This window comes from uncultured Veillonella sp., from assembly GCF_963522475.1.
Taxonomy (GTDB): domain Bacteria; phylum Bacillota; class Negativicutes; order Veillonellales; family Veillonellaceae; genus Veillonella.
In genome coordinates this window covers 42,355-54,186 of record NZ_CAUQYW010000013.1, presented here as the reverse complement: position 1 = coordinate 54,186, position 11,832 = coordinate 42,355, and the positions used below count along the sequence as shown (strand labels likewise).

General features: G+C 38.9%; 10 protein-coding genes and 1 tRNA gene. All 11 read right to left on the bottom strand.

The window, feature by feature from the left end; all coding sequences use genetic code 11:
- Nucleotides 1-57 precede the first annotated feature (57 nt).
- Nucleotides 58-132, bottom strand: a tRNA-Gly gene (locus tag RWP19_RS07760).
- 198 nt (nucleotides 133-330) lie between these two features.
- On the bottom strand, nucleotides 331-1,434 hold the full coding sequence (locus tag RWP19_RS07755) for a nicotinate-nucleotide--dimethylbenzimidazole phosphoribosyltransferase (RefSeq protein WP_314357175.1): 1,104 nt from the start codon (nucleotides 1,432-1,434) through the stop codon (nucleotides 331-333).
- Nucleotides 1,431-2,468, bottom strand: a complete 1,038-nt coding sequence (gene cobT / locus RWP19_RS07750) for a nicotinate-nucleotide--dimethylbenzimidazole phosphoribosyltransferase (RefSeq protein ID WP_314357174.1) — start codon at nucleotides 2,466-2,468, stop codon at nucleotides 1,431-1,433. The genes RWP19_RS07755 and cobT overlap by 4 nt, the downstream gene beginning before the upstream one ends.
- A 172-nt stretch (nucleotides 2,469-2,640) precedes the next feature.
- Nucleotides 2,641-3,528, bottom strand: coding sequence for a prephenate dehydrogenase/arogenate dehydrogenase family protein (locus RWP19_RS07745; RefSeq protein WP_314357173.1), 888 nt, complete (start codon nucleotides 3,526-3,528; stop codon nucleotides 2,641-2,643).
- Between the two features lie 102 nt (nucleotides 3,529-3,630).
- The gene (locus RWP19_RS07740) at nucleotides 3,631-4,977 is read right to left on the bottom strand and encodes an MATE family efflux transporter (RefSeq protein ID WP_314357172.1); all 1,347 of its coding nucleotides are present in this window, start codon (nucleotides 4,975-4,977) and stop codon (nucleotides 3,631-3,633) included.
- A gap of 315 nt (nucleotides 4,978-5,292) precedes the next feature.
- Nucleotides 5,293-6,165, bottom strand: a complete 873-nt coding sequence (locus RWP19_RS07735; protein ID WP_314357170.1) for a 2-oxoacid:ferredoxin oxidoreductase subunit beta — start codon at nucleotides 6,163-6,165, stop codon at nucleotides 5,293-5,295.
- Nucleotide 6,166: 1 nt separating this feature from the next.
- Nucleotides 6,167-7,918, bottom strand: a complete 1,752-nt coding sequence (locus tag RWP19_RS07730) for a 2-oxoacid:acceptor oxidoreductase subunit alpha (protein WP_314357169.1) — start codon at nucleotides 7,916-7,918, stop codon at nucleotides 6,167-6,169.
- A 272-nt stretch (nucleotides 7,919-8,190) separates the two neighbouring features.
- Nucleotides 8,191-8,976, bottom strand: a complete 786-nt coding sequence (truA, locus tag RWP19_RS07725) for a tRNA pseudouridine(38-40) synthase TruA (RefSeq protein WP_295210136.1) — start codon at nucleotides 8,974-8,976, stop codon at nucleotides 8,191-8,193.
- Nucleotides 8,973-9,776, bottom strand: a complete 804-nt coding sequence (locus RWP19_RS07720) for an energy-coupling factor transporter transmembrane protein EcfT (protein WP_295259665.1) — start codon at nucleotides 9,774-9,776, stop codon at nucleotides 8,973-8,975. Before RWP19_RS07720 ends, truA begins: the two co-directional genes overlap by 4 nt.
- Nucleotides 9,766-10,626: an energy-coupling factor transporter ATPase gene (locus RWP19_RS07715; RefSeq protein WP_295210130.1), complete on the bottom strand. Its 861-nt coding sequence runs from the start codon at nucleotides 10,624-10,626 to the stop codon at nucleotides 9,766-9,768. Before RWP19_RS07715 ends, RWP19_RS07720 begins: the two co-directional genes overlap by 11 nt.
- Nucleotides 10,626-11,573: an energy-coupling factor transporter ATPase gene (locus tag RWP19_RS07710; protein WP_314357168.1), complete on the bottom strand. Its 948-nt coding sequence runs from the start codon at nucleotides 11,571-11,573 to the stop codon at nucleotides 10,626-10,628. The genes RWP19_RS07715 and RWP19_RS07710 overlap by 1 nt, the downstream gene beginning before the upstream one ends.
- Nucleotides 11,574-11,832 lie beyond the last annotated feature (259 nt).

Sequence of the window (11,832 nt, the reverse complement as noted above, 5' to 3'; positions counted from 1 at the left end):
CTACGACCGATCGGTTAACAGCCGATTGCTCTACCAACTGAGCTATCGAGGAATGTATGGAGCGGGAAACGAGATTCGAACTCGCGACCCCCGCCTTGGCAAGGCGGTGCTCTACCGCTGAGCTATTCCCGCATACAGAACCGATAATTAATATAACATAATCATCAATCTGTCGTCAAGAAGAATTTAAGTCTGTCCTGACTGCCCTATAATAATATCAATTTACACATATAGTGTCAATGGTTTTTCCATGAAATTCTCAGTTAATTTTGCATAATCGAACATAAAATATATAAAACGAGGGATTTAATAACCCCTCGTTTATATAGATTACTCTTTATTCTTTTGTCTACCTTTACCGGCACCATCTTCAGCCGCTTTTACCTCAGCTTCCACGAAGGTTTTCATATCATTTAACATATGCATGGATGCATCGATAATAGATAGCCCCATTGTGGAACCCAATGCTTCATCAATTTGTAAATTATAGTGTAAACATGGTTTTATTCCAAGGAATCGACATTGTTCCTTATGAATTGGTTCCTCATAAGCAGCCGATGGGAATACATAGTCTTTTACTAATGGCTCAATGGTAACAGCAGCCAATATAGCAGCACCTGTTACTGCATTATCAAAAACAATAGCCATACGATGACTAGCAGCACCTAAGATAAAGCCTGTTAAGAATGCAATATCTAAACCGCCTGCAATATGAAGTAAATGCAATACCGCATTACGGCGCTCGCTTTCACTCAAAGCAGACCAATCATCAACAGCGATATTAAAACGATCTACAAAAGAATGAATATGAGCCGCTCGCTGTTCAATAGTAGGGCCACATTCAGTATGAACAAGAATATCGCTAAATTCACAACCTGTTATAGTTGCAGTCGTTACGAGAGAATCAAGAAATGCCCGTTCACCGATATTACCAATAGCAACGACTTGTAATCCATCATCATGTAGTTTATCAGCATAATTAAAACCTAAGTCAAGAGCTTCTTCTAATTCTTCATGAGAAATAACTGGTTCTACACCGAAAAAGTGGGAACCCTTACGAATAACCTTTTGGTCAATATTTGTTAAATCCGTTGTGTCTTGTTCAAGGCCTACATTTACAACCTGCACAGCTGCATGTAACTTAGATGCCGCACCTTGCGTAGCCGTTCTACCTATACTAAAACGCTTGATAACCTCATAACTTTCACAACCATGCTGACTATTTTGAGGCCCATCTACCAAATGATCCGATGCCACAATGAGCACACCATGACGCAAGTGATTAGGTTTAGGATCTGCCAGAATACCTGCAAAACGTTCTGCTATTAACTCTAACGTAGCAAGACTGTAAATAGGTTTTGTTAAATTATCAATACGTAATCGGCATGCTTCCATGGATGGCGCATGTAATGGTTCGATTGTAAAAGTTCTCATGCCTTACCTCCTGTAACAGCCAAATACATATGAACAGCAAGGTCAAGCATCCCCATTTGAATGGAGCCGCCTGAGGCCTCGCCAAGACATAAACCTAAATCAACATAAGCTTCAAGCCCTAAATTTTCTAATGACGATTTAGCCGCTTTTTCAGCAGATAAATGAGACGCCATCACATAATCCATCGCCTGTGGCACCAATGTTTTGGCCACCAATGCACAAGCGGATGTATTAAAACCATCAATAATAACGAGTGCCTTATTAGCTGCAGCGCCTAAAATAACACCTACGATACAAGTAAATTCAAAGCCCCCTACAGCCGCAAGGATTCCGATAGCATCGTCCTTCGGAATATCTTTATATTTCTCTAATACATCATGCACAATGCGTCGCTTTAATTTAAGACGTTCATCAGAAATATTAGTGCCACGACCTGTCGCTTCCTCCGCAGTGAGTCCTGCAAATTTAGCCGTCATAAGAGCACTAGCTGTAGTATTGGAAATGCCCATTTCCCCTACTAAGAAGACATTAAAGCCTTCATCGATTTTCTCTTTTACAAGACGAATACCTGTTTCAATACCTTCTATAGCTTGCTCACGCGTCATGGCCGGTTCTTCTGCAAAGTTTTTCGTGCCCATTCCAAGCTTATGACTACGCAATCCTGGAACCCAACTCATATCCGCATCAACGCCCATGTCAATAACTTCCATTTGAGCGCCACAGTAATTAGCTAAGGAGTTAGCACCAGCTCCTTTAGGAATGAGATAGTTTTGCGTCATTCCAATAGTTGTTTCCTTTGGGTATGCACTTACCCCCATATCTGCCACACCATGGTCTGCAGATGCGATAATCATACATGGCTTAGGAATGGTAACAGGGTCTTGATTCGTAGCTGCCCCATATTGAGCTACCACATTTACAAGTCGACCATATTGCTCTATAGGTGATCCCACATTCCAACTATCAATTATATGTTGTTCAATCTCATGACTGCGACCTATAATAGTGCCACAGGTTTCTTCTAACAAACTCATGATTTCTCCCTTAACTAAATAATATATATTGTATGTATCTTCTTTACTAATTTTAGTATACACATCTTACTATTTCAATAATGTAACTTTAGCTGCACAATTGCATCTATATACTATCATACTGCATTAATTCTGATTTGTTAATAACACAATGCCTAATCGTTATTTACCATTAGCTATTCTTTATTTGTCCTGTTAAATATGGTAATTTACCGCGGATTTCTCGCCCTCGTTCAAGATAGGATTCTAAAGCTTGACCTTCGTCTTCTTGTGAAAGTATCTCTTTTACGTGTTGAATTTCAGATTCGATCTGTGAAAGCCCTTCGATTACATTATCTCTATTTCCGTAGATGATTTCGCGCCACATAGATGGCAAACCGCCGGCTACACGCGTACAGTCTCTAAAGCCTCCTGCGGATAATTTCATACGCAACTCGCCTAGTTCATCACCACCAGAAACTTGAGTTAAAATGGATGCCAATAAATGTGGCATATGGCTAACCATGGCTAAATATGCATCGTGAGCATAGATATCGACAAACTCAATACGTGATCCTACAGCACGCCCCATTTCAGCTAGCTCTTGAGCTACTTTCTCACTATATACATCAGAGGCCTTATCCTCTAGTACAATCCAACCCATACCTTTAAATAGGTTTTTATGAGACACTTCATAGCCACCTTTTTCAGAGCCCGCCATAGGATGAATAGATACAAAAATAGTCCCTTTTGGAATAGAACTATATACAGCTCGTACAAAGTTTTCCTTTGCACTAGACACATCGGTCACAACTTGTCCTGGTCTAAAGAGATGTGCCGTTTCTGTAAATAGTCTTGCATTTGTATCCGGTGGCAAAGAAAATACGACAATATCAGAATTATCAATCAATGGTTCTACCTCAGTCCAAGCAGCATTCACAACACCATCTTGAATAGCCGCATCACAAACCTCTTGACGACGTGCATAGCCCACTACCTCATAATCAGTATAAGCCTTTAAAGCCTTTGCCAACGAACCACCTAATAGGCCTAAGCCAATAATACCTACTGTCTTACTCATATAAACCTGCTTTCACAAATAATTAGCCATACACGCTCCAATGTAAGGCTAACTACATTTACAAACTACTAAATAATTAACGGCAATCAGAAAAATATAAAACTACACCTCAATGAGATGTCTATTTTTCCATTTACCACTATACCAGCGATATACAAATAATAATCCGCGTAAAATTTCATCAGCAGCCATGGCAATCCAAATGCCTACGAGCCCCCATTCCCAGTAAATACCAAATAGATAGGACAATGGTACGGCGCATAGCCACATGCCAAAAATGCCTACGAGCATCGGTGTCCTAATATCCCCTGCTGCTTGTAAGCAGCCAACCATAACAATGTTAACGGCACGCCCTAACTCAAGGAAAATCTCAACCAGTAAAACACTATGTGCTAACAATAGAATTTCTGGATCCGTAGTAAATACGGATAGTACAATATCACTGGTACTATAAAAGAACGTAGCCAGGCCTACACTAATAGCAATGGCTAAAAACATAGAATGCCATACACGATTTGTCACCTCAGTTTGCCGTTTAGCCCCCATCAGGTAACCCACAATAACTTGAGACGCATTTGCTAGTGCTATAGTATATACATAGCAAAGCATGGCTATAACAGATACATACACCTTTGTATTAATAACAGCTAACCCCAAAATATTGACCATTTTCATAATCGTTGTCTGAGATAACTGATAGCTCAAGGTTTCACCACCAGAGGGAACACTGATATTCAGTAGAGACTTAATGGTATGCCACGGGAATGGTTTTAAGAATGTAAAGCTCACCTCTAAAGTAAGCAACTTCTTAAATGCATAGCCGATAATTACGAGTCCAACCACCTTAGATAACCAGGTGGAAATTGATACCCCTAATACACCTAGGCTTGGTATTGGGCCATGGCCAAATATCAATATATAGTTAGTCACAATATGGATAACATTCATAACCAATGCAATATACATGGTAATACGTGTTAATGAATGCCCCCTAAATACAGCTACCAATGCATAGTACATGGCCTGGATGGGTAATCCTGCTGCCACAATGGTTGTGTATACAGATGTATCACTCATCGTTTCTGGCGGAATACCAAGCCACGTAAAGATCCATTTATGACAGGTAATAAAGAATACGGCCGCTATAGATGAGAAGAAAAAATTCAGTACCAAGCTAACCGTACACACCTCTGATAGCTTCGACTGATTCCGAGCCCCTAAATATTGAGCGATCAAAATCGTCGTAGCTGTACTCATTACAATGATGAGCATAATAAAGATATTCAAAATTTGATTTGCATTAGCTACCGCAGCCACAGCTTCAGGTGAGTAATGGCTCATCATCAATTGGTCAATATTCCCTACTAACAACTGCAGGAATACTTCAATAAATATAGGCCAGCTCAAGCTCCAAATAGACAAGCTAATTCCTTTTTCATAAGACTTCATAGTATCCCCTTCATGTTCTAGCTGCAGTAATTTCTTTTTGCAAGTAAGAGTTTTGTTGCATTGCATCGCGAATCGTATCTTGACTTTGTAATTCTGGATAATCTTCTATAGACATCCTAAATTATAAATTAGTATATCAAGTAAGAAAAACTCCGTAAAGTAATGATACTATCCATAGCATAACAAAATAACCATAGTTATTCATAGCAATATAAAGTAATTATACTATTCATAATGCCATAATATAAAAGCCCCTCTTTGCTGGACATCCAGTAAAGAGGGGCATAGATCATAAACAATCCAATTTAAATAAGATTATTTAAATTGATTGCAAAGGCTATCAAATAGCGCTTGATCTGGTTTTACTACATCTTCTGTCAATGGACGAGGATGTGGGCCACCATTTGCTGCAGCCATAGCTTTTTCGAAGGAAGGTTTAGTAGTATCTTGATAGATAACACCTGTTACCAAGCCATCAGTTTCACCCAATGTTTTAAGTGCTGCTGCACGATCTGTTGGGTCATAACCTTCTGGCAATTCTACCAAATGTTCTTTGAACCAGTCATAGCTGTTGTGTTTATTGTATGTAACACATGGACTGAATACGTTGATGAAGGAGAAACCTTCATGATCCATTGCTTGTTGAATCAAATCTACAAGTTGTGCACGGTTAATCATATAACCTTGTGCTACAAAGGTTGCACCAGCAGCAATTGCAGTTTCACAAACGGACAATGGAGATTCAAACGCTCCACGAGGAGTTGTTTTAGTAACAAAACCAATATCGGAACGAGGGGATGCTTGACCTTTAGTCAAACCATATACATGGTTATCCATTACAATGTATGTCATATTTACATTACGTTTAAAAGCATGAATAGTGTGACCCATACCAATAGCGAACGCATCGCCATCACCAGAGCAAGCGATAACTTCTAAGTCTTGGTTAGCAAGTTTAACACCTTGTGCGTAAGGAAGCGCACGACCATGAGTTGTATGAGCACCATATGCGTAGAAATAGCCACCGATACGGCTAGAGCAACCGATACCGGAAATTACTGCTAATTTTTCTGGTGGAATATTTTTCGCTACTACAGCGTCAGTAATCGCTGCTTGAACCCCATAATGGCCACAGCCTGGACACCAGTTAGGACGAATATCGTTTCTGTAATCTTTAGCTGTTGTCATATTATAGGACCTCCTTAATCGCATTTTTCACATAACTTTTTGTGAATGGATTACCATCGTATTTCAAGCAGCTGGAAATTTTAGATTTCTTATGCATGTTGATTTTAAATAAGTTAGTCAATTGACCTGTTGCATTGTGCTCAACGATAACCACTTTTTTCGCAGCATCCATGAATGGTTTCAATTGTTTTGCAGGGAATGGTTTAATCAAGCGCAATTGTAAGTGGTTAACTTTAACGCCTTCTTGATCGAATTCAGCAACAGCTTCTTCAATAGCACCACGGCTAGACGCCATACCAATAACAAGTACATCTGCTTCGTCGTATTTAGCATTGTTCAAGAATGGTTCATAGTTATCAGCTACAGTTTCCAATTTGCGGAAACGTTTATCAGTTTGCGCTACGTGCATTGTAGGTGCTTCCGCTGGTTTACCTTCTTCATTATGTTCTAGACCTGTGGAAAGGAATAGACCATTTTTCATACCAGGAATTGTACGTGGAGAAATACCATCTTCAGTCAATTCAAAGCGTTTAAAGTAATTAGGTTGTTCCAATGTAGGAAGATCAGCTTCTTTCATCATTTTACCGCGGTTAATAGGTACACGGTTCAAATCGAAGGAAGGAACGGATTGTTTATTCAAACCTTGTTGTAAATCAGGCATGAAGATAACTGGACATTGGTACATTTCTGCCAAGTTGAAAGCTTTTTGGATTTCATAGAAGCATTCTTCGATAGATGTTGGAGAAATTACAATACCAGAGTAATCGCCATGTGCATTGTAGCAAGCCGCATCAATATCGGATTGTTCAACCTTTGTAGCCATACCTGTAGATGGGCCAGAACGTTGAACGTCGATAACAACCATTGGCAATTCAGCCATGGAAGCCATGGATAAGGATTCAGCCATCAAGGAAAGCCCCGGGCCAGAAGTACATGTGAAGCCACGGACACCTGCGTATACGCCACCCATAGCTGTCATGCATGCTGCGATTTCGTCCTCTGTTTGAACGATTGTAGCACCCAATTTATCCATATTTTTAATCATATATTCCATTACTTCAGATGCTGGAGTAATAGGATAAGATGCCATGAAACGAGAGCCTGCAGCAATAGCACCTAAAGCACATGCTTCATTACCTAATAAGAACATTTGATCTTTCTTACCAGGAGCTGGCAATGTATCGATTTCCACATCGCCCAATTGTTCCATTACAAGGCTATGACCATCATCAAAGGCAGCTAAGTTTTTATCCACGATTTCTTGGGATTTTTTCGCAAATTTAGCAGCAATCGCATCTTTAAACATCTTAGTATCAAATCCAAGAAGTGCTACAGACATACCAAGTGCTACGATATTACGCATCAACAAGGAACCTTGTTTCATTGCTGTTTCAGAGATTGGTAAGGACAAGCAATTAACCTTTGTACCTTCAAATTTAGAGAAGTCAGGATTTACTTTGCTGTCACAGATGATGTAACCGCCCTCACGAACTTCAGAACCATGCATATCAACTGTTTCTTGATCAAGAGACAGCAAGAAGTCTACGCCTTCACCAATGGACATAACTTGTTCTAATGCAACGCGCAACGCAAATGTTGTATGACCACCTTTGATACGAGATGCAAATAAACGTTGGCTATACAAGGAATAGCCTTCTTTAGCAAGTATTGTTGCCATGATTTCGCCACAACTCTCAATACCTTCACCTTGTTGGCCGCCCATTTTCCAGATAAAATCTTTACGTTTTTGCAAGAGATTCACCCTCCTTAGGATAAAAATTATACTGCTGACAAGAGTCTACTCTACTATTTTACTATAAATATATAGTACGAACCTGTCTTACATCGACATTGTATCATTTATATTTTAGGTTTACAATGTATCATTTCACATAATCATAGGTATAAACTAAGGTATTATAACTAAAAATTATAAGAGAAAAGGATACTACATATTAAGTAGTATCCTTTTGGTATTAATAGTTATCGTTTTAAATGTATTATAACAGTAAACTCTATATAAAATTATATAGAATATTTATTCTGTAACACCTCTTGTTGCCGTTCTTCGGTAAAAAAGATTTCCTCTAAGCACAAACCTTGCGCTGGTGCCGTTTTTCCTATTACACGACGATCTTTAGCGGCTAAATAGCCCTTAATATCCTCAACCTTGCGTCTACCAAGGCCTACATCTACGAGGAGTCCTGCAATATTGCGAACCATGTGGTATAGGAAACCATCACCCACTACAGAAATTGTAACATGAGGTCCTTCTGCCTCTACATGGATTCCCATAATAGTCTTTACCGGATCAGCAGGCGTTGAATTCGTTCCCTTTAAGGTTGTAAAATCATGAGTACCTACTAGTTTATTACCAGCAGCTTGCATGAGATTAATATTAAGAGGTTTCTTAACGTGCCAATGATATCGTTTTGTCAAAGGATTAGCAATGACTTGATTATGTATTGTATATACATATTCCTTACCATATATATTCCACCGTGGCTTCCAATCTAGAGGGATTTCCACCGCGTCCAGAACAACTATATCCTTTGGGATATGAGCAATCATAGCACGAGGAATATTTTCTGCCGGTATAGATCCAGATGTTTGGAACGTACATACTTGATACTTTGCATGTACACCTGCATCAGTTCTAGAAGCACCGTAGATTTGGATTGATTCATTGCAAATTTTTGACAATCCATATTCTAAACAGCCTTGCACCGTTAAGCCCTTATCGTCAGGTTGCTTTTGATAACCAGCTAAATCAGTACCATCATAAGCGACTATGATACGTATATTTCTCATAGATCAAGCCACCATAAAACGATAAGTACAATGGTAACCAAAACGACAGCCCCTACACCGATAAAATCTACATAGGTAACTTGTAATTCTTTCATCCGCGTACGATTAACACCACCTCTATAACAGCGAGCCTCCATGGCAATAGCTAGATCATCAGCTCTTCTAAAAGCACTAATAAACAATGGCACTAAAAGTGGTACCATGTTTTTAGCACGTTGAATGATGGATCCAGTCACAAAATCTGCACCACGAGCAGATTGGGCTTTCATAATACGATCTGTCTCATCCAATAAAGTAGGGATGAAACGCAACGCAATAGTCATCATCATAGCTAATTCATGAGCAGGTACACCAATGCAACGGAATGGATTGAGTAAATGTTCAATGCCATCGGTCAAACGAATTGGAGATGTCGTGTAGGTCAATAAGGACGAGAACAAGATTAAAAAGATTAATCGCGCCGCCATTTGAAGGCCCATGGCCAACCCTTGGTCAGTAATATTAATAACGCCCCATTGGAAAAGTGAAGTACCTGGTGTCGTAAAAATATGAATACCCAAGGTAAATACGATGATAATCCAAAGAGGTTTAATAGCAGACCACATTAATCGTAATGGCAACCTTGATAACAACATAGCAAAGATGGTAAATGCACCAACTAATCCATATGCTAAAGGAGAATTCGCTAGGAAGATAGCTACAACGAATATAGTGGTAGCAATAATCTTTGCACGAGGGTCCATGCGATGCAAGAAGGAGTTTCCTGGGAAGTATTGCCCAATAGTAATGTTATTTAACATGGCTACCTCCTTCTAAAATGGCTTGTACTGCATCATCTACAGATAATACACGATTAGATACATCTAAGCCCTGTTCACGCAAGTACTCCATAGTTACAGATACTGGTGGTACGTCTACACCAACAGCCTGTAATTCATCACGATGATTATTAAAAATATCCATTGGCTGTCCATCGAGAACGATGCGACCTTTATCAAGTACTACAAGGCGAGATGCCATACGAGAAATATCTTCCATGTTATGTGATACAAGGATTACCGTAATGCCCTTTTCCTTATGAAGGCGAATAATTTCTTCAAAGATTTCTTCACGACCAAATGGGTCAAGACCTGCCGATGGCTCATCAAGAACTAAAAAATCTGGATCCATAGCCACTACACCAGCAATGGCAACACGACGCATTTGACCACCAGACAAATGGAATGGAGAGCGCTCTGCATAGGTATTGTAATCAAGACCTACAAATTTCATAGCCTCTCGTACGCGTTCATCTACTTCATCTGCACTAAGCCCTAAGTTTTTAGGGCCAAAGGCAATATCTTCGGCAATAGTTTCTTCAAATAACTGATGTTCTGGATATTGAAACACCATGCCTACCTTATGACGCATCTTTTTGGCTTCCTCTGTAGATGCACTAATATCTATACCATTTACGGTAACTGTGCCAGTTGTAGGATGTAGTAAACCATTTAAATGTTGTACAAAGGTAGACTTACCAGATCCAGTATGACCTATAATGCCAAGAAACTCACCATTTTCAATGGTAAGAGATATGCCATGAAGGGCTGTCTTTTCAAATGGAGTACCTACACCATAAGTATAGGTAATATTATCTAATATAATCGCCATTAGTGTGTGCCCTCCCCTCTTACCACATTTGTGTGTTCATTAATAGGAGAACTAATTGTATTAACTCCTACATTATGCTTACTTAGTAATTGGTTAGCCAATTTAGAATGCTTAAGACCTTCTGCTAACTCTTCATTATTGATAATACTTTTACCAATTTCAAAGCCTTTTTCATTTAATTTGAAAGCAATTTCAGAAGCCACTGGTACATCAAGTCCAAGACCTTTTAGAGTATCTACATGTCTAAAAATTTCACGCGGTGTACCATCATGTAATTTCACTCCATTTTTCATAACTACTACACGGTCTGCCGTAACAGCTTCCTCCATGAAGTGCGTAATATAGATAATAGTGATACCTTCCTCTTTATTAAGTTTATGAACTGTTTCTAGTACTTCACGACGACCTTTTGGATCAAGCATAGCTGTTGGCTCATCAAGAACGATACAATCTGGTTTCATTGCCAATACCCCAGCAATAGCAATACGTTGCTTTTGACCACCAGACAATAAATGAGGACCATGTTCTCTATATTCAGTCATATTAACAGCCTCTAAGGCAGCATCAACACGTTTTCTAATTTCCTCACTTGGAATACCTAGATTTTCAGGACCAAAGGCAACGTCCTCTTCTACAACGGCCGCTACAATTTGGTTATCAGGATTTTGAAATACCATACCTACATGTTGACGTATATCCCAGATATGTGCTTCGTCACGCGTATCAAAGCCACATACATTGATATAACCTTCACTAGGTTGTAAAAGTACATTAAAATGTTTCGCAAGTGTACTTTTACCACTCCCATTAGTACCGATGATACAAACAAATTCTCCTCGTTTGATCGATAAACTCACATCATTTAATGCGTGTACATCATTGCCATTTTCATCAGTATAAATATGACTCATATGATTGACCTCAATCATAATGTCTTTTTTATTCATGGATAACCTCATATCTTTCTAGTCAATTTCGTTTTAAAAATAGAACTATTTACGTTACCTATCATACCTATATGAACATAATACTATTACTTTAATATATCCTATTAATGAAATTTAAATGTAATAATATCTTGAATTTTATATAGACGGTTAACAATTCACATTCATTATTTACGATAACTGCTAACATATTACGATATTATACTAGTCGATTGTACCATAAAATTGACAATAAAAAAACGGTGCTGCAACATAAGTT

Coding starts and splice junctions, on each gene's coding strand:
- RWP19_RS07755 (WP_314357175.1), bottom strand. CDS start 1,434: ATGAGAACTTTTACAATCGAACCATTACATGCGCCATCCATGGAAGCA.
- cobT (WP_314357174.1), bottom strand. CDS start 2,468: ATGAGTTTGTTAGAAGAAACCTGTGGCACTATTATAGGTCGCAGTCAT.
- RWP19_RS07745 (WP_314357173.1), bottom strand. CDS start 3,528: ATGAGTAAGACAGTAGGTATTATTGGCTTAGGCCTATTAGGTGGTTCG.
- RWP19_RS07740 (WP_314357172.1), bottom strand. CDS start 4,977: ATGAAGTCTTATGAAAAAGGAATTAGCTTGTCTATTTGGAGCTTGAGC.
- RWP19_RS07735 (WP_314357170.1), bottom strand. CDS start 6,165: ATGACAACAGCTAAAGATTACAGAAACGATATTCGTCCTAACTGGTGT.
- truA (WP_295210136.1), bottom strand. CDS start 8,976: ATGAGAAATATACGTATCATAGTCGCTTATGATGGTACTGATTTAGCT.
- RWP19_RS07720 (WP_295259665.1), bottom strand. CDS start 9,776: ATGTTAAATAACATTACTATTGGGCAATACTTCCCAGGAAACTCCTTC.
- RWP19_RS07715 (WP_295210130.1), bottom strand. CDS start 10,626: ATGGCGATTATATTAGATAATATTACCTATACTTATGGTGTAGGTACT.
- RWP19_RS07710 (WP_314357168.1), bottom strand. CDS start 11,573: ATGAATAAAAAAGACATTATGATTGAGGTCAATCATATGAGTCATATT.